This is a genomic window from Geitlerinema sp. CS-897, assembly GCF_028368005.1.
Taxonomy (GTDB): domain Bacteria; phylum Cyanobacteriota; class Cyanobacteriia; order Cyanobacteriales; family Geitlerinemataceae; genus Baaleninema; species Baaleninema simplex.
This window is the reverse complement of the sequence record NZ_JAQNCQ010000035.1, coordinates 16,486-42,604: the sequence shown is the minus strand read 5'-3', so window position 1 is coordinate 42,604 and position 26,119 is coordinate 16,486. Positions and strand designations below refer to the sequence as shown.

The 26,119-nt window shown below is 52.5% G+C and carries 21 protein-coding genes and 1 pseudogene; 8 read left to right on the top strand and 14 right to left on the bottom strand.

What is annotated here, in order from left to right; genetic code table 11:
• The first annotated feature begins 248 nt into the window (after positions 1-248).
• Positions 249-1,055: a radical SAM protein gene (locus POG22_RS01845; RefSeq protein ID WP_026097435.1), complete on the top strand. Its 807-nt coding sequence runs from the start codon at positions 249-251 to the stop codon at positions 1,053-1,055.
• 244 nt (positions 1,056-1,299) lie between these two features.
• Here the strand turns inward: POG22_RS01845 and POG22_RS01840 are convergent, their stop codons facing one another.
• Positions 1,300-1,962, bottom strand: coding sequence for a hypothetical protein (locus tag POG22_RS01840; protein WP_063717543.1), 663 nt, complete (start codon positions 1,960-1,962; stop codon positions 1,300-1,302).
• A gap of 187 nt (positions 1,963-2,149) precedes the next feature.
• Here POG22_RS01840 and queF point away from each other — a divergent pair, with 187 nt between their 5' ends.
• Positions 2,150-2,593 carry a preQ(1) synthase gene (gene queF, locus POG22_RS01835; RefSeq protein WP_063717542.1) on the top strand — a complete coding sequence of 148 codons (444 nt, stop codon included), beginning with the start codon at positions 2,150-2,152 and terminating at the stop codon, positions 2,591-2,593.
• A gap of 301 nt (positions 2,594-2,894) precedes the next feature.
• Here queF and POG22_RS01830 read toward each other — a convergent pair whose 3' ends face one another.
• The 9 genes from POG22_RS01830 to POG22_RS01790 all read right to left on the bottom strand — a co-directional run bounded on the left by POG22_RS01830 (position 2,895) and on the right by POG22_RS01790 (position 12,076).
• A complete protein-coding gene (locus POG22_RS01830) occupies positions 2,895-3,116 on the bottom strand; it encodes a hypothetical protein (RefSeq protein ID WP_017659344.1) in 222 nt (73 codons plus the stop codon).
• Positions 3,117-3,266: 150 nt separating this feature from the next.
• Positions 3,267-6,323, bottom strand: coding sequence for a translation initiation factor IF-2 (gene infB / locus POG22_RS01825; RefSeq protein WP_498903281.1), 3,057 nt, complete (start codon positions 6,321-6,323; stop codon positions 3,267-3,269).
• Between the two features lie 5 nt (positions 6,324-6,328).
• Positions 6,329-6,664 (bottom strand): YlxR family protein, encoded by a 336-nt coding sequence (locus POG22_RS01820; RefSeq protein WP_498903279.1) that lies wholly within the window; start codon positions 6,662-6,664, stop codon positions 6,329-6,331.
• Positions 6,661-7,971, bottom strand: coding sequence for a transcription termination factor NusA (nusA, locus tag POG22_RS01815; protein WP_498903277.1), 1,311 nt, complete (start codon positions 7,969-7,971; stop codon positions 6,661-6,663). Before nusA ends, POG22_RS01820 begins: the two co-directional genes overlap by 4 nt.
• Before the next feature lie 99 nt (positions 7,972-8,070).
• A complete protein-coding gene (rimP, locus tag POG22_RS01810; RefSeq protein WP_498903275.1) occupies positions 8,071-8,523 on the bottom strand; it encodes a ribosome maturation factor RimP in 453 nt (150 codons plus the stop codon).
• 421 nt (positions 8,524-8,944) lie between these two features.
• Entirely contained in the window at positions 8,945-10,372 is a 1,428-nt protein-coding gene (locus POG22_RS01805) for a hypothetical protein (protein ID WP_498903273.1), read from the bottom strand.
• Between the two features lie 400 nt (positions 10,373-10,772).
• Positions 10,773-11,279, bottom strand: a complete 507-nt coding sequence (locus POG22_RS01800; RefSeq protein ID WP_498903271.1) for a DUF948 domain-containing protein — start codon at positions 11,277-11,279, stop codon at positions 10,773-10,775.
• A gap of 10 nt (positions 11,280-11,289) precedes the next feature.
• Positions 11,290-11,655 (bottom strand): YtxH domain-containing protein, encoded by a 366-nt coding sequence (locus POG22_RS01795; RefSeq protein WP_498903269.1) that lies wholly within the window; start codon positions 11,653-11,655, stop codon positions 11,290-11,292.
• Positions 11,656-11,722: 67 nt separating this feature from the next.
• Complete coding sequence (locus POG22_RS01790) at positions 11,723-12,076, bottom strand: hypothetical protein (RefSeq protein ID WP_498903267.1); 354 nt, start codon at positions 12,074-12,076, stop codon at positions 11,723-11,725.
• Between the two features lie 282 nt (positions 12,077-12,358).
• Here POG22_RS01790 and POG22_RS01785 point away from each other — a divergent pair, with 282 nt between their 5' ends.
• Both POG22_RS01785 and POG22_RS01780 read left to right on the top strand, forming a co-directional pair.
• Positions 12,359-14,074: an ABC1 kinase family protein gene (locus POG22_RS01785; RefSeq protein WP_498903265.1), complete on the top strand. Its 1,716-nt coding sequence runs from the start codon at positions 12,359-12,361 to the stop codon at positions 14,072-14,074.
• Between the two features lie 83 nt (positions 14,075-14,157).
• Positions 14,158-14,565 carry a hypothetical protein gene (locus POG22_RS01780; protein ID WP_498903263.1) on the top strand — a complete coding sequence of 136 codons (408 nt, stop codon included), beginning with the start codon at positions 14,158-14,160 and terminating at the stop codon, positions 14,563-14,565.
• A 241-nt stretch (positions 14,566-14,806) separates the two neighbouring features.
• Here POG22_RS01780 and POG22_RS01775 read toward each other — a convergent pair whose 3' ends face one another.
• Together POG22_RS01775 and POG22_RS01770 are read right to left on the bottom strand one after the other, a co-directional pair.
• Positions 14,807-15,526, bottom strand: a complete 720-nt coding sequence (locus POG22_RS01775) for a ParB N-terminal domain-containing protein (RefSeq protein WP_498903261.1) — start codon at positions 15,524-15,526, stop codon at positions 14,807-14,809.
• Complete coding sequence (locus tag POG22_RS01770; protein ID WP_063716797.1) at positions 15,526-16,986, bottom strand: AAA family ATPase; 1,461 nt, start codon at positions 16,984-16,986, stop codon at positions 15,526-15,528. Before POG22_RS01770 ends, POG22_RS01775 begins: the two co-directional genes overlap by 1 nt.
• A gap of 75 nt (positions 16,987-17,061) precedes the next feature.
• On the opposite strand from POG22_RS01770, the pseudogene POG22_RS01765 reads away from it, so the two are divergent.
• From POG22_RS01765 to POG22_RS01750, 4 genes and pseudogenes are all read left to right on the top strand, one after another.
• Positions 17,062-18,540: pseudogene (locus POG22_RS01765) on the top strand (DNA translocase FtsK); the annotation flags it as partial.
• A gap of 105 nt (positions 18,541-18,645) precedes the next feature.
• Complete coding sequence (locus POG22_RS01760) at positions 18,646-20,919, top strand: ATP-binding protein (RefSeq protein WP_498903260.1); 2,274 nt, start codon at positions 18,646-18,648, stop codon at positions 20,917-20,919.
• Positions 20,920-20,952: 33 nt separating this feature from the next.
• Complete coding sequence (locus POG22_RS01755; protein ID WP_063716793.1) at positions 20,953-21,399, top strand: response regulator; 447 nt, start codon at positions 20,953-20,955, stop codon at positions 21,397-21,399.
• Between the two features lie 230 nt (positions 21,400-21,629).
• Positions 21,630-23,924 carry an EAL domain-containing protein gene (locus POG22_RS01750; RefSeq protein WP_063716792.1) on the top strand — a complete coding sequence of 765 codons (2,295 nt, stop codon included), beginning with the start codon at positions 21,630-21,632 and terminating at the stop codon, positions 23,922-23,924.
• Between the two features lie 4 nt (positions 23,925-23,928).
• On the opposite strand, the gene clpX is transcribed toward POG22_RS01750, so the two are convergent.
• Positions 23,929-25,257, bottom strand: coding sequence for an ATP-dependent protease ATP-binding subunit ClpX (gene clpX, locus POG22_RS01745; protein WP_498903259.1), 1,329 nt, complete (start codon positions 25,255-25,257; stop codon positions 23,929-23,931).
• Positions 25,258-25,416: 159 nt separating this feature from the next.
• Complete coding sequence (gene clpP, locus POG22_RS01740; protein WP_017659328.1) at positions 25,417-26,082, bottom strand: ATP-dependent Clp endopeptidase proteolytic subunit ClpP; 666 nt, start codon at positions 26,080-26,082, stop codon at positions 25,417-25,419.
• Positions 26,083-26,119: the final 37 nt, after the last annotated feature.

Genomic DNA, 26,119 nt, shown 5'->3' with positions numbered 1-26,119 from the left:
TTCATAATTTTGTCGAGAAATATTATTGTAACTTATAAAGTGGACGAGTTAAGTCAATTCAGATTTATACCTTGAGCAAGACGGCTTCTTGTTCATTTTCCACCCCCAGCTTTTGATAACTTTTTCAGCAAACCCTATTTCGACCCTCAGTTTTTCCATATCTACATTTTCGTCTAATAGCTCTCTTTTAAACTCGTTGTCGTTCGTCTACTGCTGCCCGAGACTCGCCGTTACCCTACAAGTTACCCATGTCCGACGATTTTATCTCTGTTTACGGTCCTGTTACATCTTGGCGTTATGGTAAATCCCTGGGTATCGACCTTATCGGCCCGGTGTCTACCTGTAGTTTCAACTGCGCTTACTGTCAGCTTGGGGAAATCCAAGTGCGAACTGCCCAACGTCAAGTTTTCGTTCCGACGGAAAAGGTACTGGAAGATTTACAAGCCTTTGCGCCGTGGGATGTCGATGTCATTACGTTTAGCGGTAACGGCGAACCGACGCTCGCACTCAATTTAGAAGAGGCGATCGTGGCGGTCGAACAGCTCACGCGAAAATCCATTGTCGTGTTAACCAACGCGACGTTACTCGGCGATCTCGAAGTTCGACAGGCTCTGTCGAAAGCCGATCGCGTCGCAGCAAAATTCGACGCTGTTTTTCCGGCCGATCTCCAACGCATCGATCGCCCGGTGTTTGGCATTAACTGGCAGAGTATCTGGGCGGGGTTGCAGGAACTCCGTCAAGATTACACCGGGATTCTCGAAATCCAAACTATGCTGCTGTCGCAGTGGAGCGAAGAACAACAGGCGGAATACATACGCTTGATGAATCTGTTACGACCCGATGCCATTCAACTGAACACGCCCACTCGTCCGAAACCCGTAACGCCGCACTTAGAAACGCGAGGCAATCATTCTGAGGCGGCCAGTCGCCCCTACGAAGTGCGCGTTCTCAAACAGGTTCCGTTCGAGGTATTAGAGAAAATTGCCGCGCGAATTCAGGCCGAAACCCACATTCCAGTTCGCTTTACGCCGACGCGATCGCACGTTTCTCGATAAAGAGATGATGAGATGGCGTCGGTGCTTGACGCAAAAAGGCAACGTCAAAGTCTACATCCAACTTTTTTCATTGGTCAGCGGTGTACGTTGGCGGTGCGTGACAGAGCGATCGCTCTCAGGATCGACACCCGATTTTTCAAGTCACGCACCCTTGTATGTTGGCGGTGTACGTTGGCGGTGCGTGACAGATAGATCGCTCTCAGGATCGACACCCGATTTTTCAAGTCACGCACCCTACGACTGTTCACTGTTCGCTGTCAAAGGGGGGTTGGAGTTGTTGCGGTTGAATTTGCGAGGGTTGGCGATCGAGCAGCGGACGAACGAGCCAATAACCCGCTCCAAATGCCGTCACCACGATCGCCGCAATTCCCGCTAACAACCAAAGTCCTCCTCGATCGGAGAAATCTTCCCCAAAAACGTTCGCGCTCGGATCGAACTCCGAGTCTGAAAACGAGCTTGACAGAGACGGGTCTTCCATCGACTGTGGAACGTGAGGCGAGTTGGGATACACGGGGGGCAAATCGGAGCTTTTGTCCGGGCGCGTGACGGCTGGACGAGCAAAGGTTTCGCGCGGGCGATCGCTACTCTGAGTGCGAGGCGAACGGGGTGGAGAGACCCGTTCTGAATTGACATGAGACGTGAGGTGAGGTTGAGATTTTAAAGCGTCAGCTACTTTTTTCATGTGGAGTGTCGAGTTGACGACTTTTGCCACCTCAGATTGCAGTTGTTGGTTGTGTTGGCTCAGAGACTGATTTTCCCGCGTCAGTTGCTGGTTTTGTAGGTGAAGGGAGTCCAGCATCGCTTGGGTGGCTTGAAGTTCGGCAGCGAGTTCGCGATACACCGTTAAAGGCACAGAGGGGTTCTGTCCGTTGGGACTGCCCGAACCGTAGGGGTTTGGATGTTGCATGGGTAGCTTGCTAATCTAGATAGGTTGAGTCGGTGCGCGTTGCCCACTTGATGGGTTGGATTCTTCGGTTCCAGCCCCTCGTTTTTTAACTATGCCCCAAAATGGTGGAAATCGAAACTCTTTTTCGGAGTTCGAGCCATGCGATTTTTGAGATTCACTGATTCACTAAAGGGAAGGTCAAGCATATATGAGCGATTTGCATTCAGTCTCGAACAGTATTTCGGAGAACGAGACGGCTGAAACGGCAACCGAGGTCAAATATGGCGAACGGGAAATTCAAGAGGGCAAACTCATTACGTTTCCCAATCCTCGCGTCGGACGCCGCTACGAGATTCAAATAACGCTACCGGAGTTCACTTGTAAGTGTCCGTTTTCGGGATATCCCGATTTTGCCACGATCGAGATTACTTACGTTCCCGACGAGCGCGTGGTGGAATTAAAGGCGATCAAACTGTATATCAACAGCTACCGCGATCGCTATATCTCTCACGAGGAATCGGCCAATCAAATTCTCGACGATTTCGTGGCCGCTTGCGATCCCTTGGAAGTTCGTTTAAAAGCCGATTTTTCCCCACGCGGTAACGTCCACACGGTTATTGAGGTGCAACACGTCAAAGGTGATTCTCTGTAAGAGGCGATCGGTATTAGCAGAGGCTGTGTGGGGTGCGATCGCTGCCTCGATCGCCGTTGACTGTCGGGGTCGAGGTACGATCGCCCAACAACTGATTTCGTGCTGTTAACTTGAGAAGTTCTTAAAGTCCGGGGAATTCGAGTGTAGCGATCGACCCCTCGGACGAATTTCGGGGCGAGACCGATCGGAGCGATATATTCAGATCGAGTGTCGTGGGGAACGGGCGAAGCCGGGGGAACGCTACCGAGGGGTTCGCAGTCGATCGCCACCCGTGCATCGCCGTCAGTCGATCCCGGATCGGTTAGTACGCTAGAGTTTCCAGAGTTTCGCGCAGGTAATCGCAAACTTGGCGATCGAGATTTTGTCGGTCGAAGGAACGGCGTTCTTGCCGCTCGAGTTTCCAGCGTTGGAATCCAGAACTGGCGGCGATCGCAGTTTTCAGGTTTTCCCAAACCCGAGTTTGGCGTTCGCCGTTGGGAGTCGTCGATGCAGAACCGTTATAGGCCGATGCAGAACTCGCCATATTGCACCTCACTTGGAACGCTAATTGTTTCGCTCTGTTAATTTTCAGTCTAACACTGACTTCGAGATTGCTGCCAAATCTGGCGGGAAACGCCAAACGAATAAGAGACGCGACCGAGCGCGCCTCTTATCGTTGACAGTCCCTTAGCGGCTAGCGGGACGACGAAGACGACGACAGCGTTCGACGCTTGGTTGCCATGCGGTAGGCGTAGATAACATCGCCTTCACTCCAGTTGTTGAAGTTATCGAGTCGGATACCGCACTCGTAACCGCTGTTGACTTCCTTAACGTCGTCGCGAATCCGGCGCAAGGAGTCGAGAATGCCTTCGTGAACCACGTTTCCGCCGCGCAGAACCCGAACCTTGCTGTTGCGAACCACTTGACCGGATAGCACGTAGCATCCTGCCACTTGACCGCGTCCGGAGGGGAAGATGGCGCGAACTTCGGCCTGACCGAGTTCTTCCTCGACGAGTTCGGGTTCGAGGAGACCTTCCATCGCCCCTTCAATATCGTCGAGCAGCTTGTAAATCACGCTGTACTCACGAACGTCTACCCCTTCGCGATCGGCAGCTTGACGGGCGCCGCTGGCGAGGGTGGTGTTAAATCCGAGAATGACGGCGCTACTGGCGGCTGCTAAGTCGATGTCCGTTTCAGTCACTTCACCGGGGGCTGCTAACAACACCCGCAATTGAACCTCGTCTTGGGGGAGTTGGTTCAACGCGCCGAGAATCGCTTCGACCGATCCCTGTACGTCGGCTTTGAGAACCAAGTTGAGTTCCTTGAGTTCCCCTTCGCTGGCGCGAGCCGAGAGGCTGTTGAGGGTAACGCGGCGAGAGGCCATGGTCTGCTGCAAACGAGACTGGCGTTTCTCTTCGTTGCGTCGGTCGGCTTCAGCCCGAGCTTCTTTTTCGTTGGTGAAGACCTCGAATTCGTCCCCGGCGTCAGGAACGTCGCTCATCCCCAACACTTCTACCGCGAAGGACGGTTTAGCTTCTTCGACGCGATTGCCGCGATCGTCGATCGTAGCGCGAACTTTACCGAAGACAGAACCCGCCACGAGAACGTCGCCGACACGCAGCGTTCCGTTTTGAACCAGCAGCGTCGCCACCGGACCGCGAGATTTATCCAAGTGCGCTTCGATGACCGTTCCTTTCGCGGGGCGATCGGGGTTGGCTGAAAGTTCTTCAATTTCAGCTACGAGCAAGAGCGTTTCGAGCAAGGTATCCAGGTTGTCGCCGCTAATGGCGCTCACTTCCACCATTTCACAATCACCGCCCCATTCGACGGGAACGAGATTGTGTTCCATCAGCTCTTGTTTGACGCGATCGGGGTTAGCCTCTTCTTTGTCGATCTTGTTGACGGCCACCACTATTGGGACGCCTGCCGCTTTAGCATGGCTGATGGCTTCGAGGGTTTGCGGTTGCACGCCGTCGTCGGCAGCCACCACCAGAATGGCAATGTCCGTCACGCGAGCGCCTCGAGCCCGCATCGCTGTAAAAGCTTCGTGACCCGGCGTATCGAGGAAAACGATCTGTTGGATCTGACCGTCCCGTTCCACGTCCACGTGATACGCTCCGGTGTGTTGGGTAATGCCTCCGGCTTCCCCTTGAGCCACCTTGGTTTTGCGGATCGAGTCGAGCAGGGTCGTTTTCCCGTGGTCGACGTGACCCATAATCGTGACGACCGGCGGACGTAATTGGAGGTTTTCCAAATCCGCCGCATCGAGCATTTCAGTGATTTTGCGAGCTTCCGATTGAGCTTCGGGGGTGCTGACGTCGATGCCGAGTTCTTCGGCCACCATGCTAGCGGTGGGAATGTCTAGGGTTTGAGTGATGTTGACAGCCAGACCTTGCATGAAAAGCCGTTTGACGATTTCCGTTTCGGGAACGCACAGCACGTCGGCCAGTTCTCGCACCGTCAAACTGCTCGTCAGTTCGACTTCCGAGGGACGTTCTGGCTTGACCGTCCGTTCGCGGCGATCGCGTCGCTGGCTGCGCCCCGAGCCACTGTCACTGCCCCCGCGAGATGGCGTCGGTCGTTTGCGCGCTCCGGGGGTCGGCCGGCTTTCCGATTTGGTTTTCGGCGGTTTGGGCGGGCGGGCGATCGAGCGACTGACTTCGACAGCGCCTTGGCTACTGTCGTGCAGGTCGGCCTCGAAATCGTCGTCGTCGTCGTCAATGGGACGGCTGCGACGCTTCGATTTGGGAGCTTTACTGGGTTTTTCGACAAACTCTGTTGTTTCCTCCTCGTCGCTGCGGCGTTTTTTCGCTTTCGCTTTGCGAGGGGGTTTCGGACGCTTGAGGGTCAGGGTATCGACCTCGTCTTCCTCATTGACGCTATCGTCCTTGCCCTTAGCTTGGGTTTCCTCGTCGATCGCTTCGCTGTCGTCCGCGTTGGCTTTAGCGTTCAGCCGCACCAGTTCCGGCGGACGTTTGAGTTTGGGAACGGGTCGTTTGGGTTCTGTATCGTCCTCGCCCTCTTTTTTGACCGCCGGTTTCGACGGCTTCACTTTGGGCTTCGGCGGCGTCGCCGCTTCTTGGTCTTGAGGGGGTTGCGGTTTCTCGATCCGTTTGCGAGGCCGAGAGGACTCTGTCCCACTGTTGCGAGCGGGAGTGGGTTTTTCCACCTTGGGTTTGGGAGGCTGCGGCCGCGGCGGCGGACCGATGAGTTTCGGTACGTCTGCCTCGTTGTCTGACGGCGCTGAAAGCTCTGAAGGGGTGTCTGAAGACGGCTCTGAAGCGCTCGTTTCGAGATCTTCGGCCGGTTGGCTCGGATGCTGGGGCGGCGCAGATACCTCTGCCTCGGATGCGGCGGGTGCGTTGGCGTCGTTGGGGGACGAAGGCGATTGAGGTCGCACGGGTTTGTCAACCAATTCAGGCGTTACCTTGTTGGAGGGAGTGGCGCTAACAGCCGGTCGCTCGATGTCGTCCGACTCGACAGATTGGGCGTTACGCGGTTTGTGCTCGATTTTCAAGATTTGCTGCTTTTTGCGATTCGGTTTGGGGGGGGATTTGGGTTGACGGGGGGGCGGCGCAGTGACAACGGCATTTCGGGCCGCTTGGCGAATGCGATCGGCGTCTGCCTCTGTGATGGTACTACTATGGCTTTTATAGGCAATGTCGAGTCGATCGCAAAACGCCAGTATCTGTTTGTTGTCTACGTTTAACTCCCGAGATAAATCGTACAGTCTAACTTTGCCGTTGTTCATCCAATCTAACCTCTTATGTCATCATTTGCTTGTCCCTGGCGAATGGTGGATTCGTCTTGTGATTCGTCGGTGTTGGGCGGACGTCGTTCCCGTATTTCTGACAGACGCTGCCAAAGGGTCGAGTAAACCGATGGGGGTACACTGGCTCTGAGCGTGCGTCCGAGTCGGTTCTTTTTTTGGGCGGTTTTTAGGCAATCGGCTCGGGGACAAATATACGCCGATCGCCCCATCCCTCGATCTAATTGTAACTGATGGGATGGATGGACTCTGACGACCCGCCAAAAGGCATCTTTGGGGGCGACTTTTCCACAACTTATACACCGCCGAACGTTGGGTTTCATGTTTGAGAGTTCGTCAGTGTTTCTTTATATTCTTCCTCAGTTTCGGGACTAGAAGTCGGTGCGGCGACTTCCGTAACGTTCTCGTCTTCCTCGGGGGCGTCGACGACCGCAACGGCTTCAGGCTCGGAGGGTTCGTCGGCTTCCGGGGTCGTGTCTCGAGACGCTTCGAGGTCGCGTAGGTACTTGGCCGTATCTTTAATATCGATTTTCCATCCTGTCAACCGTGCCGCCAAGCGCACGTTTTGTCCTTCTTTGCCGATCGCCAGGCTCAGTTGGTTTTCAGGAACGAGGACGTGAGCTTGTCGGGCTTCGGGATCGACGAGGCGCACTTCGTCGACGCGAGCCGGAGATAGGGCGTTGGCGATGTACGTCGCGGGATCGGGCGACCAGCGAATCACGTCGATTTTCTCGCCGCGCAGTTCGTTGACCACGACTTGAATGCGCGATCCCCGAGCGCCGATGCAAGCTCCAACGGGATCGACATCTCGCTCGAGGGTATCGACGGCGATTTTGGTTCGCGGTCCGACATAACGAGAGGGAGGATTGGCCTCTCTGGCCACGGCAACGATCCGTACGACTTCGTCTTCGATTTCGGGAACTTCGTTCTCGAACAGGTACACCACGAGTCCTGCGTCCGCTCGAGAGACTTGCAGTTGGGGGCCGCGATGGGGGCCTTCGCAAACTCGCTTGAGCAGTACTTTAAACGTCGCGTTGGCGCGGTAGTTGTCGTTGGGAAGTTGTTCGCGTTTGGACAGTTCGGCTTCGACTTCGGGACGGCCGAAACCGCTGCTGACGGCGACGATGGCCGATTGACGCTCGAAGCGCAAGACCCGAGCTTGTAAGATTTCGCCTTCGAGGTCTTGAAATTCTTCTTGAATGAGTTTTCGCTGTTGGTCTCGCAGTTTTTGGGCGAGGACTTGTTTGGTTTGAATGGCGGCCATGCGCCCGAAATCGTCCCGTTCGGGGGTCACGTCGAGAACGACGGTATCGCCGAGTTGGGCTTCGGCGGCGACTTCTCGGACTTCTTTGAGGGAAATTTCGCGATCGGAAACGCTGACTTCTTCGACGATGGTTTTGGTGGCTAAGACGCGAAAGCCTTCTTCTTCGATGTCGAGTTCCACTTCGACGTTGTCGAAATAGGTATCGTCAAATTGCGTTCCGTCGAGGCGTTGGGTGCGGCGATAGCGTTCGTAGCCTTTGAGAAGGGCTTCTCGCAGTGCGGCTTGAACGGCGGGTTTGGGCAGGTTACGCTCTTGACTGATGTTGTCGATCATATCTGCCAGTCCGGGCAAGCTAACCATAGACATAGTCGATCTCCTCCAGGTTGGTAAGGTGCTTGGTATCGAACGTTAACCTTCGTTAACGCACGGATGTTTGCGAACGGGTTCTACGGGGGGAGCGCCGCGTCAGTCGAGACGAACTGAGGCGATCGCTTCTCGCGGAACGGATAGGATCCGGCCTTTACAACTGAGCTTGACGTGGGTTGCGTCTCGACTCACGAGCTGGCCGTTCCATGAGGTTTGACCTTTGTACGGTTTGGTGGTCGTGACGGTCACGGAAAATCCTTTGAAGGCGACGAAGTCTCGATCGCTGGTCAAGGTATCGGACAAACCGGGACTTGAAATTTCTAGCACGTAAGCGTCGGGAATGACATCGCTAGCGTCTAGAGCGGCTTCGAGGGCGCGACTCATGGCTTCGCAGTTGTCGAGACTCGTATCGCCGTCGGGATTGCGGATATCGACACGCAACACCGGAGGGCGCTGGTTTGTTTGGAAAACCGCCCCGACGAGTTCTAAGCCTAAATCTGCGGCGACAGGGGTTGCCAATTCTAAAATTTTGGGGATCGGGGGATGGGTCATAAAGCGAACTGCAACAAAAAAAGTGGGTACGCACCCACTTCACCAAATTTCGGCGACTTCGAGAGGTTTCTAATCTCGAGGCCGAGGGATTCCTTCGACGTGCCAAACTGGCCAAAGGAAGACGATCGGATCGCTGGTGATCTTTCGACGTTCTTCCACCGAGCGTCTGTGGTATGCCCGACCGTCTGGGTTATCGAATACCTGGGGTCTGGCCCGGACGCCGTTAGTTTCGCAGCTCGATCTCCACTGCGCCGAACTGGCCGAGGTATCTCAATTGAAAAGGCCGGGTAAGCCCACAAGCAGTTCTAGCTTATCAAAAATTTTTCCGCAACAGTGATGGGGAGTAGGGGAGTAGGGGAAGCAGGGGAGCAGGGGAGAGGGGGAGAGGGGGAGAGTTCCCATCATGCCGTCGACCCATCGTCTATTTCTGTGCGGCTTCCCGCAGTCGCTTGCTTTCTTGAATGATGACTTCAACGTCTTCGATTTCCGATCGCCGCACGTAGTTGATTTTAACTTCTTCGAGGAAATCGGACAGTAAAACTTGGATTTCATCGATATTATCGGGTTTTCCCACTTCGCTGCCCAAGGCTTCGGTGAATTTATGGACGAGGCGCTCGAACAGTTTGGCACCGACGGGATCTTCGATCGCCCCTCGGACGAGACCGTACAGGGTATCGGTCGTCTGTTCGACGAGTTCTTTGACGATGCGATCGGGGGCGTCTTTCAAGCCGGGAACGCTTTGAATGCTGGTATAAAACGCCGTTCCTTTCAACCCCACGGTGAGGCTGTGGTGCAACAAGGCTTCGAGATCGGGCTTGATGCGCGGCAGCACTTCGTATACGCTCAAATGCAAGAAGCGGTTCGATAAGACTTCGATTTCGTCGATATCGTTGAGGTCGATGTATTGTCGTCTTGGAGAGTGGAGAAAGTCGGCGATCGCGTCTTCTTCGATGGCGTTCTGTAACTGGTCGATAATGCGAATGACGACGGTTTCAGTAATTTCTCCCGCGAGAGCGGCGACGATTCCTTGATTGATTTGAGCGCGGATGGGTTTGAGGTTGACCAGTTCGGATCGATCGAGGCGAAAGATCAGGGGAATTATCCGCAACAATCCGAGCAGGGGAACGCCCAATCCTGAAAATGGAATCAGCCAAAAGATATCGTACCACCGCAACAGCCACGCTTCTTTCCAGGGCATACCCACTCGTCTGGAAATCAGCCAAGTTCGGGCAATAAATTCTATGCCGAACAAGCCGATAAACCAAATGTCGATCGCCCAAAAGCGATCGGTAAACGTACCGCGAACGCTGAGAGAACGATAGTAATTCGTCTCCATTCTCGGAGCAATTTCTTCGTTAAAAAACGCGATTTCTTGGCGCCAATTCGATGGGGTAAGATGGTTTTGATTCCAAAACTGACGAAACGCATCTTTGGCGGATTCTTCCTCCATGCGATCGCGCATTTCGTTTTTGATTTTTTCGAGAGTTCCGGTTTTATTGGCAATTTGAAACGGGTTTTCGTCGATAGTGGCCACGCTTTGCTGTCTCAGTTCTTCGAGGATCGGCTCGACTTGGGAAGACTGAACGCCGGTCGCAGCGACTTGTTCTTCGAGGTTATCGACGAGTTCGAGATATTGTTGGGTATCGCGATGGGGTTCGATACCTTTGATTTTGTCGTAAGTTTCGTGGAACGCTGCGGGCAAGTAACGGTAATAGAAATCTCGCCAGGGAACGTAACTGAGATCGAAAAGAACGAAGCCTACGTCGAGAATGGCGACGATCGCCATAAGTTTTTCAAACCAGAGCGATTGGGGTTTGCGCTTTCGGACGAGACGCGATCGAGAAGGCATGAGAATAATTGATAATTGATAGTTGATAACGGTTTTCAGGACAGTTTGCAAGATGCGAAAGTAAACCGTAGGGAAAGTGAACCGTCGTCACAAACCGCTTTTGTTGGCTTTCAAGAAGTCTTCACGACATCCCCCCTTAGCCCCCCTTTCAAAGGGGGGTTGGGGGGATAGAGGGGCTTGTCAAGTTGGGCAAAACCCGTATTTGAGTCCTCGACTCCGCTCGGACTCAACTCTGAGCGCTCACCGTCGAAGCCTCAGTCGAGCCGCTGAGCGTACGTGCACCAAGAGAGCCGAAGCATTGAGATCGGATTCCGTACGAGCCGCTTTTGCAGTGAGCTGCCAACAGTGGAGAGTGAACCGTAGCCCGCATCTGTTCCCCACTCACGCACTTATCCCCCTTTCACCTTATCTCCTCATCTACCATCGGCGTCTCGGGTTCGGAGACGGCTTTGGAATTGCCGTTTTGCGTGTCTTCAGGTTTTTCAGCAAACGAGATCGGGGAGGAAGAGGAGACCGACGGTTCGCTGCGGGTCGCGGGATGCTCTCCACGTTGCCATACTTGCCATGCAGCTTTGACACCGGCGACAAAACCCCGCGTCGTTCCGCGCACGCGCTGAGTTTGCTGCTTGACGCTCGAGACGCTCTGGTTGACGTGACCGACGACTTCGCCAGCGCTTTTAACCCCCGTACTCACCTCGTCGGTCAGTTCGCCAATTTCTAATCCGGTCGAGCGAAAGACTTCGAGGGTGGGGGGCAGTTCTCGCGAGAGGGTATCGGCGAGTTTTTCAATGCTGTTGGCGGCGCGTTGGAGTTCGCGGACGGCGGGAATTAAAGTCAGAGTCACAGCCACGAGACTGAAGGCGACTATTCCCAGGGATAGTCCTAGCCAAAAAACGGGTTCGGTCACGGGTTTGAGGTTAGGTCGATCGATCGCTGAGGACGGAGGGTTGGGAGTTTGGGGAGTCTGCGGGAGGCTCGGACGTCTCAGATTCGTCGTCTCGAGCAGCCGCTTGGGAAGCGGCGATTCCGGCGGATACAGCCTCGCGCAGTCTCGTCAGGGTATCTTCCCAGTTCCGCAGGGCAGATTCGGAAAGGCGATCGGCTTGCAGTTGCACGTTGGAGGTCAGGTCTTCGGCGAGTTCGGGCATGGCTCGAGCGGATTTTTTCAGGAGTTTTCGCGTTTCGCGTCCCGATCGCGGTGCGAGTAATACGCCGGTGACAGCGCCGACGACGCCACCGAGTAACACTCCCCCGATAAACGCGCCTGTTCGGTTGTTCGGCATGGGTTTCGATCGAATGAGTCTCGATCCTTATTGTACGTGGCTTTTCTCTCCCTGGACGTTTGGGAGTCTATCGATTGGGAGACTCGGTGAAGGGGTTGAAACGGTTATTTTGGCGTGTCAGGCGCAGCAGCCAAAGACTGAGCTGTAGGAGTTGTTGGAATAGAGAAAGGGTGTGGAGGAGGCGATGGTAGCGATCGCGGGCCTGGACGATTTGCTGTTGTCGATCGCGCAGGAGGTCGGGAACTCGGGGCAAATTTTCGGCGGCGTGACGTTCGACCTCAGATAGCGTGTCGGCCAATTGGGACAGGCGCGATCGCACTTGCCAGAGAGAGCCGGCCAAGACGAATCCTCCGAGGGAAAGGAACAGGTTGATGCTGAGAACCGCAACGAGTTCGCCGCGATCGAACGGGACGGAAAACATGACAGAAATCTCAGTGGGGATCGCTCGAGAAACGACGCGAGATGGTTGCGATCCTAGCGAAGTCGCGAATCTACAGCAATAGGGATCTCGGGGAATTTGAGAGTTTGACCGGCGGGCGTCGAGGTTTATTTCGACTCCAAAGATTCTGTAGTTTTGTATACTTTAGTTAAGGAACTGTCATATCGATCTCTAAAGTCCTTAGTCTAAAGAAAGTCTAAAGCAACGCGAGTTTCGTCCCAAAGTTCCCTACCGTCGTTCGTTCTGAAAGAGGCAAAAGTTAGCGTGAATCCTCACCCTTTAGCTGAGTTACGGTGCTACAACGCCAAAGCAATCGCCCGTTACTTCCAGCGTCGTCCCTGGGAAGCGGTTTGGCGTGCGATCGTGGTTCTCTGGCTCTTGGCTGGATTTTTCCTGGGCTTGAAATTCGATGAATGGTTCGATCGCCCCGAGCGTAACAAAGCCAAACGCGCCAAGCAACTGCGAGAAACCCTCACCCATCTCGGCCCGACGTTTATCAAAGTCGGCCAAGCCCTCTCGACGCGACCGGATTTAATCCGTAAAGACTTTCTCGAAGAACTCGTCAAACTTCAAGACCAACTTCCGCCGTTTGATAACAACACCGCATTACGCATTATCGAAGCGGATTTAGATTTGACGCCAGAAGAGATTTTCCGAGAACTCTCTCCCTCTCCCATCGCAGCGGCCAGTTTGGCACAAGTGTACCGCGCCCGTCTCCACAGTGGGGAAGAAGTGGCGGTGAAGGTTCAACGTCCCAATCTCCTCCCCATTCTTACCCGAGATTTATATCTGATTCGCTGGGCGGCCACTTGGATCGATCGATTTTTACCGTTAAATTTAGGTCACGATTTAGTTTTAGTAGTCGATGAATTCGGCACGAAACTATTTGAAGAAATCGATTATATCAACGAAGGTCACAACGCTGAAAAATTCGCCCACAATTTTCGCAACAATCCCCGCGTCAAAGTTCCCGATATTTACTGGCGCTATTGCAGTAAACGGGTTTTAGTTCTCGAGTGGATTCACGGATACAAACTCACGGAAACCACCAATTTAGAACAGGCGGGAATCGACCCCCAAGCCATTATTGAAGTAGGCGTCACCAGCGGGTTACAACAACTACTCGAACATGGTTTTTTCCACGCCGATCCCCATCCTGGGAACTTGTTCGCCACAAAAGACAATCAAATGGCGTACATCGACTTCGGGATGATGGATCAACTCGAAGAATGGATGAAAGAAACCCTCGTCGATGCCTTAGTTCACCTGCTGAATAAGGATTATGAAGATCTCGCCCGAGATTTTGTAAAACTGGGCTTTCTCGCGCCGGAAACAGACATTCACCCCATCGTTCCGGCGTTAGAAGAGGTTCTCGGGGACATTTTGGGGAAAAGCGTTCGGGACTTTAATATTAAGACGGTCACCGATCGCTTTTCGGAATTGATGTACGAGTATCCGTTCCGAATTCCAGCGAAGTTTGCGTTAATTATTCGATCGGTGGTGACTCAAGAAGGTTTAGCCTTGAGTCTCGACCCCAGTTTTAAAATCGTCGATATTGGCTATCCTTATTTAGCACAGCGTTTGCTACAGGGAGAATCGCCCCAGTTACGTCGCCGTTTGTTGGAGGTGTTGTTTAAAGACGGACAGTTCCAATGGCACCGGTTGGAAAACCTCATCCAAATCGCCCAAACGGATGGAAATTTCGATATCGTTCCCACGGCGCAACTGGGATTGCAATATTTGCTGTCGGACGAAGGGAAGTTTTTGCGGCGTCAGTTGTTACTGGCGTTGACGGAAGACGATCGCCTTCACACGGAAGAGGTACAGCGTCTTTGGAATTTGGTGAAAGAAGACGTGAAACCGGAAAAATTATGGGATGTGGCGGTTGAAGCGATTTCGGAGTTTTCTATGCGTCGCGCCTCGGAGGTCGCATCGGATTGGTTTCCAGAGGCTGCTTTTGCTGCTTTTCAACAACCATAAGCCCGTTTAAGGTATAACTTGGGAAAGTTCGCGAGTCTTTCCCATTTTTTTGGGTCAATTTTGCATTTAGGCGGTTTGTGACGATGTTTTATTCCGATCCTCCCTATTTTTTGATGGCGGTCAGTTTGTTGGTGGCTGCGATCTGTGCTTATACGTTCTACGTTACGCTGGTCGGCACGTTGAAGGAATGGTCGAAATCGCGATCGAGTCGCTTGTTAGCGTCGCTTCGCGGTTTGCAGTTGTTGTTCCCGTTTACTGGGATGGCGATCGCGGCGGTGGGGTTTTTGTCGGCGGCGTTGCTGTTTTTTGCGATTCCCGATCGCTTTGCTTACGGCTTTTCGGCGGTGGTTTCGCTGCTGTCGGCGGTGTTGGTGTGGAATCAACTGATGACGTTGTTAGGTCGTTTGGAAAAAGGCGGGACGAAAGCATTGAAACTCGAGGAGTTTAGTTTGGGAGAAATTCGCATTCTCGGCGGAGATTCGGACAGTTAACGGACGGTTTTCAGAAGAGACGCGATAAGCCCCCCGGTATCGTCGAGATACTGGGGGGCTGGTTTTGGCCGATAGCAGGATTCATGCGGAATCCGAATCTCAAACACGGGTTTGCCCCAGTTTGAGGTAGGTTGGGTTTCGCGATCGCTCCACTCATGGACGGCAGCGTTGCCGAAGTCCAACCTACTCCAGACTTATATTTTTACACTTATATTTTTACAAAAGTGAGATGCACCCTCCGTTAGCGACGCGATGACCAGTCGTCAATAATACTTAAAATTGTCTTTTGTCCGAGTCCCTTGACTGATTCGACGACATCCAGATAGTTTTCAAATTGACCATCAGATTTTTTACTGCGAGCTTCACAAATAGTTTTTGCTAGTTTTTCAGCTCTAGCAATTTTCGCCTGTTTGAGACGAATGGCGATTTTATCGTAAGGCAAAACATTCAATTCGTGTAATGGATCGATAGGTTCAGAAATTTGGCTTTCCAGACCTTGAAATCGCTCGAAAATTTGCGTTCTCTCTTGAGAAACTTCACGACGAATATCGTTCAGAGATTGTTCGAGCCTAAGCTCTAAATTAGACAATCGAGATTCTAATTCGCTAGACCCTTCAGATGAAGGAACTGATATTGCTTTAATTTCATACTGTTTTGCAATCTCCGATGCTTGTTCGACGACGAAGCTTTCTTGTTCGGAATCGACGATAAAGGCTCGAATCATTTCAAAATTGTCGTCGATTTCTTGGGCTTTCAATGACGCATAATATTCAAAGTCTCCTGCAACTATTTGATAACTGTCGAGACCAATACGCTTGATAATTATTGGCTTGACTAAACCACCAGATTTTAATATCGATCGGGCTACAGTTTCCAGTTTTGATTCTGAAAATGTAGATCGAGGTGTAGTAGAGGTGATGCTCGCAATATCAACTAAAGAAGTCCTTAAGTCTAAGCTCATTATAATCCTACTTTACTCGTTACTTCGTTAGCTAAAATTTCAAATTCTTCGGCAGCTTGAGAATCAGGCTTATAATCAAAAATCGATTTGGGATCTGGAATATCTAAATCGCCAACTGTCATCATGTTGTCAACAGACTTAGCTAAATCTTCTCGTTCAAAAATGCGAGAGGTCATCAGTTCAAAACCATAACGTTCTCGAATGACTTTTTCTCGATGTGGTAAGGTATAGTCCCTGAATTTTTTATTAGTTGAAACTTTGGATGGTAGTACTCCTAAAATATTTAAAGACGATTTTCCAAGCATTCCACGAAATTCGTCAATATCTTCAATAAAGTTTTTGACATTTTTTAAACCTTCATTAGCAAAAGGTTTCAAGTCTGATGGAATAATCAAATAGTCAGCGGTAATGAGCGCAATTCTAGCATAAAGGTTTAAGGAGGGTGGCGTATCAATAATTACAATATCATAGCGATCGTCGATTTTTCTGAGTTTATCATACAACCGCTTTTTGGCCGGCTCAATTTCAATTAGCTTTCGCTCGTATTCCATCAAGCTAATATGAGCGGGAATAATATCGAACTCCGGATCGCAAAACTGGCTCGTTCGAGCAACTTCTGGGATAGAATATTTACTTCTAGAATCGATCACGTGATAGATATTACTATCTTTGATATCGTCAAATTGTTCGTCGTCAAACTTGACTAATCCAGCCGCAAATGTCGTGTTGGCTTGACTGTCGAGATCGACCACTAAAACTCGTTTTCCTTGTTTTCGTAGTGCGGCAGCAAGATTGACAACGGTTGTTGTTTTTCCAACTCCACCTTTATTGTGATAAACGGCAATTATTTTCACAAAATATTTCCTCGAAACTTGATTTATCTGTTTTGCTTCTGATGAAGCTAGCGTATCTTGACGCGAATTCGACAGCTTTATTGTAATGCTTTCGTCTTCCGGTAAACTCAATTTGGAAGTCTGCGATCGCTCTCGGTCGGAAGAACTCAAAAATTTCGCTTTTTGCGGAATGTAATGCTTTAAACTGTCTCTACCGACTAGCTGACGAATTTCATCGATTCGATCGGACACTTCGTCGCCCAAACATTGAAAAATTAATTCGGTACGCTTTCCCTTTCGATGGTAGATACGAATTTCTTTCCCATTTGTCAACAAACCATAGCGAACCTGCAACTGAGTCAGATACCGCTGTAGTTTGCGAACGTGAGAATCTAAATTTTCTCGCGGACTCTTCGCTTCAAAAACAACGCTGAGCGGAGAGTTGGCATCGAGGACGAACGGTAAGACCTGGGTGGCAAAGGCAAGAAAGTCTAAACGGATACTACCAAACGCGACCTCCTGATGCCAAGTGTTTGGAGGATAGCCGAGTTGAGGTAGTAAATATTGAACGATAAGTTTACTTTCGACTTCGCTCTCGTTACGACACAGCGAGGGTTGAAAGTTCAAGGAGGGCTGTCTCCAATGTTTTGATTCTACTCTTACTTTTTATCCTACTATACTGAACCGTCGCAAATTCGATCGCCCGCCGATCCTTCAGCGCAAGTGTTACAGGTGGGATCGTACGCCGATTTGCTACCCCAGCAGAAGCAACAACCCATCGACGCGGCAGTGTATTGCGTCCTTCCACAGTTCCAAGCCTATCGCTATGACTGGGAGGAACTGCGGGAGATGGTTCGGAATTTCCTTCCTCAACGGTTACAAGAGATGCGAGAGTGGGTGCGCTGGGAGTTCGATTCCCCCAATTCCCCGACGAAAACGGCCAATCGCCATTTGTGCGAAATTTGTCCGCAGCAACAATCTTGTCAAAACGATTTCGGAGTGGAGGAGGCGAGAGACTCTGAAGTTTTGCGGAAGACTTTCTCTGAAAATATATCGAACTCTACGTCAACGGTTTCATCTACGTTTTCAGAGAAACCCTCATCCGAAACAACATCGACACCACCGCAACCAGAACCGGATGCGGACGAATGGGGAACGCGGCTTGTGGAGGTGTTTCGCGCCTTTGGCGTCGATGTTTCTTATCGGGGTTCGGCGGTGGGGCCTTCGTTTGTACGGGTGAAGTTGAAGCCTCAGTTGGGGGTGAAGGTGTCGTCGTTGTTGAGACTGTCGGACGATTTGCAGGTGCAGTTGGGTATTGAGTCGCCGCCGATGATTTCTCCCCAGGCGGGTTTCGTGAGTGTGGATTTACCCCGAAGCGATCGCCAATTTGCCTTATTCGAGCAGTATATCTGACGGGAAACGCTTCCGCCGACGGCACCAGTTCGCATTGCGATCGGCGTGAATTTAGAGGGAAAACTTGTCGAAGCGGATTTGTCCGATCCGAATACTTGTCATTTCTTGGTGGGGGGAACGACGGGAAGCGGAAAAAGTGAGTTTTTACGGGCGCTGTTGTTGAGTTTGATTCAGCGTCGATCGCCCCAACATTTGAAAATTGCTCTCGTCGATCCGAAGCGGGTGACGTTTCCGGAATTCGAGAAAATGCCCTGGCTGTTATCGCCTGTTGTGAAAGATAGCGATCGCGCCATCGAATTGATGGCTGGGTTGGTCGAATAAATGGAATCTCGCTATCAAAAATTTGAAGCAAGTGGTTGTAAAGATTTGCCGAAATACAATCAATATCAATTACAAAAAGGCAAAGAACCTAAACCACCAATCGTTTGCATTTTTGATGAATATGCCGATTTTATGGCAGATAAAGAAATGGCAAAAACTCTTGAATATTCGATTAAACGATTGGGCGCAATGGCAAGAGCTGCTGGAATTCACTTGATTATCACCACGCAAAGACCAGAGGCGCAAGTGGTAACACCAATTATTCGATCCAACTTACCGGGTCGCGTAGCATTGCGAACGGCAAGCGAAGCCGATTCCGATATTATTTTAGGCTCTAAAAAAACACGAGCCAACAATTTATTAGGGAAAGGAGACTTACTGTATTTAAGAGGATCGAAATTTTATCGCCTTCAAAGCTTGTTTGCTAATATCGTTACACTCGAGTAGAATTTCGATCGAAAAAACATATTTTTGAGTACAATTGGAGTGACTTAGATTTGTCGCTCGGACGTATCGAGGTAACGTGAAGTAGACAGAGGAGCGATCGCTCGCGTGAGTTCAACGCCCAATCCCCCCCATCCCCGTTCGTATTCCGACATCGATCTCGAGGATAGCTCCCCGATCGAACATTACGATCGCGTCGGATCTCACGGCGTCCTCGTCGTCGTTGACGAATCCAACTCGACGATCGTACAGGTGAGCGAGGCGATCTCACCGTTTTTCGGACTCTCACCTGACGCTGTCGTCGGACACCCCCTTTCCCAACTGCTGAGCGCCGCTCAACTCGAACGCCTCTACAGCGAACTTCCAGACCTGACGCCTCACACCCCCCTCGTTCTCGATTTCGAGATTTCTCACCCCCACGATCGCCGCACCTATCACACGCGCGTTCACCGCAACAATGACGGACTGATCGTCTTGGAATTCGAGCCGAACGGAACCCGGCGATCGATGAATTTTTCTCGCTTTTACCAACAGGTGCGATCGATCGTCAGCCAACTGCAACAGTCGGCCACCCTCGAAGATCTCTGTCAAACCACCGTCAACGCCGTGCGCCACCTCACCGGATTCGATCGCGTCATGGCCTACCAATTCGACGAAGACGGTCACGGTTGCGTCATAGCCGAATCCAAACACCCCGACCTCGAGTCTTACGTGGGACTCCACTACCCCGACGCCGATACCCGTTCCTGTCGTCACCTCTTCGCGGCGAACTATCTGCGGTGGATTCCCGACGTTCGCGCCGAGGAAGCCTCTCTCGTCCCGCCGACGCCCCAGGGAACGGACAAACCCCTCGATTTAGGTCGGTCGTGGCTGCGCGGTGTCGTCCCCTGTCACCAAGTTTATCTGGAAAACATGGGAAGTCGATCGACGATGGTAATGTCTTTGACGAAACAACAGCGCCTGTGGGGGTTGGTTTCCTGTCACCATCGAGAACCGACCGAGCTGTCCCCCGAAATCCGCGACGCCTGCGAGTTTGTCGCTCGCACCACCTCCATCGAACTGTCCGTCAAGGAAGACCGCAGCGCCTACGACGATCGCGTCTCCTCGCAAATCAAGCTCTCGCAATTGGTCGAGGCCATGTCCGAGGCGAAAGACTGGGTACGGGGGGCGACCGATAACGCCAGCGTTCTGCTGGGAATCGTCAAAGCGTCGGGGGCGGCGATTTTTCTCAACGGAATTTGTCAGACGGTGGGCGATACCCCCTCTGAAGACCAGATTCGCAACCTCGTCACCCAGCTCGAGCCTCATTTCCAACAGGATTTGTTTTATAGCGATCGCTTGTCGTCGTGGGTTCCCCAAGCGAAGGACTTCCGCAACGTGGCCAGCGGGATTTTAGCGGTGGCGATTTCTCAAAACCTGGGTCATTATTTGCTCTGGTTCCGCCCCGAAACCTTACAGACGGTACGCTGGGCGGGAAATCCCTACGACGCGATCGAGGAAACGCGGGACGACGATGGAACGGTACGCCTGTCCCCTCGGGGATCGTTTAAAGAATGGCGAGAGTTGGTACGCGGAAAATCCCTTCCCTGGCGATCGAGTGCCCTGGAAGCAGCCCTGGCTTTGCGGGACGCGATTTTTAAAATCGTGTTGCGTCAAGCGGAAGAACTGGCAAAATTAACGCGAGAACTGGAGCGATCGAACGCAGAATTAGAAAAGTTCGCCTACGTCGCCTCTCACGACCTCCAAGAACCGCTAAACTTGGTATCGAGTTACGTACAGTTACTGGAAATGCGCTACGGCGATCGCCTCGACGATGACGCCAAGGAATTCATCGATTTCGCCGTGCAGGGCGTCACCCATATGCAGCGCCTGATTGAAGATTTGTTAGCCTATTCGCGAGTGGGATCTCGGGGAAAACCCTTCACGGAAGTCTCCGTCGAAACCGTGTTAAAACGAGTACAGATGAACCTACGCGGTCGCATCGAAGAAACGGGGGCGCGACTGTCTTACGATACCCTTCCCGTCGTGAAAGCCGACGAAACTCAACTGACGCAGGTTTTTCAAAACTTACTAGGAAACGCCCTCAAGTTCCGCAGCGATCGCCCCTTAGAAATTCACGCCAGCGCCCGAGACGAAGGGAACGCCTGGGTGTTTTCCATTCGCGACAACGGCATCGGTCTCGACCCACAATTTGCCGATCGTATTTTCTCGATTTTCCAACGCCTCCACACCCGAGATGAATATCCCGGTACGGGAATTGGATTAGCGATTTGCAAGCGGATTATCGAGCGCCACGGCGGACGGATGTGGGTTGTTTCCCAGCTTGGAGAAGGAGCGGCATTTTATTTCACGCTTCCCAAACTTCAAGAGCCAATATCTTAAGTTCGATTTACGTTCGATGAGGACGAAACAACCATGAAATGTCGCACTATTTTGCTGGTTGAGGACAATCAAGCCCACGTGCGCTTGATTCGCGAAGCTTTTCGGGAAAGTCAGCTATTACACGAAACGATCGCGGTGAAAGACGGAATCGAGGCGATGGCGTACTTGCGTCGCGAGGGACAATACGCTGACGTGCTGCTTCCCGACGCGATTTTACTCGATCTCAATTTACCCCGCAAAGACGGCCGCGAAGTCTTAGCCGAACTCAAGAGCGATCCGACCCTACGACACATTCCAGTGCTGGTGTTGACGACCTCGGGCAACGAGCAGGACGTTCGGGACAGTTACGACCTACACGCGAACTGCTATATTAAAAAACCCCAAAATTTAAGACAACTGTTATCGATCGTCGATAGAATTCAGCAATTTTGGCTCGAAACTGTGACGCTTCCGTCCGATCGCATCGATCGCGCTATCTGACAGTTTGTCATTGCTACTGAAGTCGGGATCGTCACGCTCTCGACTCTTTGGGGATCGCTGAGTTGACACTCTTTCAACGCCGAACGTAGTCGTTCGTTCGGCTCGATCCAATTGTTATGTTATTTTAACAAATACTAAGTTTTGTATTGTTTGAAGTGATTTATTATACAATTTTCGCGGCAAACTTGCATAATAGAAAGAAGACTTTAAGATACATAAACTTTTATATAATGTCCGAAAACTCCGTCGCGATCTTGTTGGTCGAAGACAATCCCGCCCAGGCGCGATTGCTCCAAGAACACCTAAAAAGCGTTCGTCACACAGCGTTCGAGTGGACGAGCGTTTCTCGTCTCGAGGGGGCGATCGCCGCCCTGAAAGCCGGTCGGTTCGACGTGATGCTGCTGGACTTGACCTTACCCGACAGTCAAGGATTAGAATCTCTCGATCGCATCGTCGCCGTCGCGCCAGAACTGCCCGTTGTCGTGTTAACCAACGCCGACGACGATAGCTTGGCCTTAGACGCCGTGCGCTTGGGCGCTCAGGACTACCTCGTCAAACGCCATGTCAACAGCCAACTGTTGGTCAAATCCCTTCGCTACGCCATCGAACGCAAACAAGCCTCAGAAGCCTTGCGCCGCGCTAAAAACGACCTAGAAGCGCGGGTGCAGGAGCGAACCTTAGAGTTAGCTCGAGCCAACGAACAGCTAAAACGGGAAATTCGCGATCGCCAGGGTATCGAACAAGCCCTAGTTCACGAAAAAGAACTCGCGCAAGTGACGCTGCACTCAATTGGCGACGCCGCCATTTCCACCGACGCTCGAGGCCGCGTGCAGTCCCTCAACCCCGTAGCCGAAACCTTAACGGGGTGGACGTCAGAAGCCGCGTGGGGACAGGCGATCGAAACCGTATTGCGGTTGTGGGACGAAGTGACGCGCACTCCCGTCGAAAACCTACTCGATCGCGTCTTGCGCGACGGAGTCTGTCTCGATCCCTTAGACCATCGTTTGGTGGGAAGCAACGACACCCAAGAGTTTTGTGTCGAGCTGTCGGCGGCACCGATTCGCCTCAACGAAGGAGAAATCGTCGGGGCGGTGTTGGTCTGTCGCGACGTGACCCCCGCGCGATCGCTGGCCCGTCAACTATCTTGGCAAGCCAGCCACGATCCCCTCACGGGATTGGTCAACCGCCGCGAGTTCGAGCGTCGCTTGGAACGGGCGATCGGAGACGGACGCCGCAGCGAAGAAAGCCACGTTCTCTGCTATCTCGACCTCGATCGCTTCAAAATCGTCAACGATACCTGCGGTCACTCCGCCGGAGACGAACTCCTGCGTCAAATCAGCGTGTTGCTGCACAGCAACGTGAGAAAAAGCGACCTGCTCGCTAGACTCGGCGGCGACGAATTCGGGCTGTTGTTGTATCAGTGTTCGTTAAAAGAAGCGCGATCGGTGGTCGAGAAACTGATCGATCGCGTGCGGGCGTTCCGCTTCCTCTGGCACGATAAAACCTTCACGATCGGCGTCAGTATCGGCTTAGTGGAAATCGACGACCGCGCCGAAAGCCGTGCCAAGGTCTTGAGTGCTGCCGATACCGCCATGTACGCCGCCAAAGAAGGCGGACGCAACCGGTTCCACGTCTACCAACACGACGATCGCGATATCGTGCGGCGTCACGGCGATATGGAATGGGTCTCGCGCATTGTCAAAGCCTTAGAAGAAGACCGCTTTTGTTTGTACGCCCAGCGCATCGTTCCTAGCGACGTGCAGCGGCGATCGCGCGATCGTTACGAACTACTGTTACGGATGCGGGACGAAGACGGCAACCTCGTCGCTCCTGGCGAGTTCATGCCCGCCGCCGAACTCTACGATTTGATGCCAGCGATCGATCGTTGGGTCGTGCGGACGCTGTTTTCTCGCCTGGCCTTAGCTGGAGAAAATCACAGCGACCTCAAACCGCTGTATATGGTGAACTTATCGGGGGCGAGTTTCAACGACGAGCAGTTTTTGGCGTTTCTGAGAGAGCAGTTTTGGCTGCACCACGTATCTCCGGCCACCATTTGCTTTGAAATCACGGAAACCGTGGCCATTCGCAACCTCAACCAAGCCGCGCAGTTTATTTACCAACTCAAACAACTCGGCTGTTGCTTCGCCCTCGACGACTTTGGCAGCGGGATGTCGTCGCTGAACTACCTCAAGAACCTTCCCGTAGACTATCTCAAAATCGACGGTCACTTTATTAAAAACGTCGAACACGACGTTATCGACGCGGCGACGATCGAAGCCATCAACCATATCGGCCACGTCATGGGATTGCAGACGATCGCCGAATTCGTAGAAAACGACGCCATTTTAGAAAAAGTCCGCTTGCTGGGAGTCGATTTCGTACAAGGATTCGGGATCGATCCCCCCAAACCCTTCGAGTGCGATCGCCTGACCCCTTGGAACGCGCGATCGCTAAAGTCCCCGGTGCGCTCGACTAAAAAAAGACCCGCGCTGATAGCACGGGCCGAATCGGCGATCGATGCGTGAACCGTTAAGCCGATTCGGGTTTCGGTAAAGAAGATGGGTGCATCAATACTTCCGAGGTCGAACGTTTCTCCACCATTTCGCGTGTAATCGTACAGCGGGTCACGTCCTTACGAGACGGGAGTTCGTACATAATATCGAGCATCAACTCTTCGACGATGCTGCGTAACGCCCGCGCCCCCGTTTTGCGACGATAGGCTTCCTTAGCGATCGCCCGTAGCGCTTCGGGACGGAATTCCAACTTCACGTTGTCCATTTCCATCAGCTTCTGATACTGCTTGATCAACGCATTGCGAGGCGTGGTCAAAATCGCGACCAACGCTTCCTCATCTAACGGTTCGAGAACCGCCTCGATGGGAACGCGCCCGATGAACTCGGGAATCATGCCGAACTTGACCAAATCTTCCGGTTCCAGGTGTTTCAGCAAATCCGACGCACGCTTGTCGCGGCCTTTACCCTCCCCAGGCTGAACGAAACCGATGCTTTTCTTACCCAGGCGTTGTTCGACGATTTTTTCCAATCCGACAAACGCCCCACCGCAAATAAACAAAATATTGCGCGTATCGATTTGAATGCAATCTTGATAGGGGTGTTTGCGTCCCCCTTGGGGCGGTACGTTTGCCACCGTTCCCTCGAGCATTTTCAGCAGGGCTTGCTGTACTCCCTCGCCCGATACATCTCGAGTAATCGAGGGATTTTCGCTCTTGCGGGCGACTTTATCGAGTTCGTCGATATAAATAATACCTCGCTGGGCTTCTTCGACATCGAGGTCGGCCACTTGCAGCAGGCGCAGCAAGATGTTTTCCACATCTTCGCCGACGTATCCCGCTTCCGTAAGCGTAGTGGCGTCGGCCACAGCAAAGGGAACGTCGAGAATTTTGGCCAGGGTTTGAGCCAAAAGTGTCTTACCGCAGCCCGTCGGACCGATGAGCAAAATATTCGACTTTTGCAGTTCGATGTCGTCGGAACCCTGTGCGGCCTGATTGACACTGAGGCGTTTGTAGTGGTTGTACACCGCCACTGACAGAACCTTTTTCGCTTCCTCCTGTCCTATGGCGTGTTCGTCGAGGTAGCGCTTGATCTCCATCGGTTTGGGAATCTGCCCCAAAGACAGCTTTGCCGAACGCGGCCTTCGCCGTTCGGGAGGTTCCGAGCGTGGCGTCGGTTGGGGAGCTGTCGCCCCAGAATCGTACAGTTCCTCATCGAGGATTTCATTGCACAAGTCCACGCATTCGTCGCAAATATATACGCCAGGCCCTGCGATCAACTTGCGAACCTGCTCCTGGGACTTGCCACAGAAGGAGCATTTGAGGTGGGAATCGTACTTGTTCGGCATAAGCTGTCTCGTGCGGGAATTCGGCCAGGATCGGTGAGCGTGTTGTCAAACAAAAGCGAACGTGACGTTTGGAGAAGAGCGAGACGAGACACATCGGCTGAAGGCGTTTCAGCTTATGCCCGACGGTTCGATCCGCGCCGCGTCCGTTGGCATCGGGCATCAAGCAACGGCAAGGGCAGGTTGAGAAATGACTTGGTCGATCAAACCGTAGTCTTTCGACTCCTCTGCCGACATGAAGAAATCCCGTTCGGTATCTGCCTCGATGCGTTCGAGAGGTTTGCCCGTATGGTGGGCGAGCAGGCGGTTGAGGGTGTTTTTGTGGTAGAGGATTTCTTTAGCCTGAATTTCAATATCGACGGCTTGCCCTTGAGCGCCGCCAAGGGGTTGGTGAATCATGATGCGGGAGTTGGGCAAAGACATCCGTTTTCCAGCAGCCCCAGCAGCCAGGAGAAACGCCCCCATACTCGCGGCGAGTCCGAAGCAGATGGTGACGACATCGGGGCGAATCTGCTGCATCGTGTCGTAAATGGCCATACCAGCAGTTACGGAACCGCCGGGAGAGTTGATGTAAAGCTGAACGTCTTTTTCAGGATCGTCAGCATCGAGATAGAGCAGTTGGGCGACGATGGAATCGGCCACGGCATCGTCAACGGGAGTCCCGAGAAAGACGATCCGCTCTCGCAACAGTCGGGAGTAAATGTCGAAGGCACGCTCGCCCATCCCCGACTGTTCGACTACCATCGGAATCGTGCCTTGGGCGCTAGAGTAAATTTGCGGGTGGGACAAACTAATCGGGTCGCGATCGAAGGCAAAAGATTTCAGCATAGACTCTCGGCTGTGATGGCGTGTGTTCGAGCGTCGG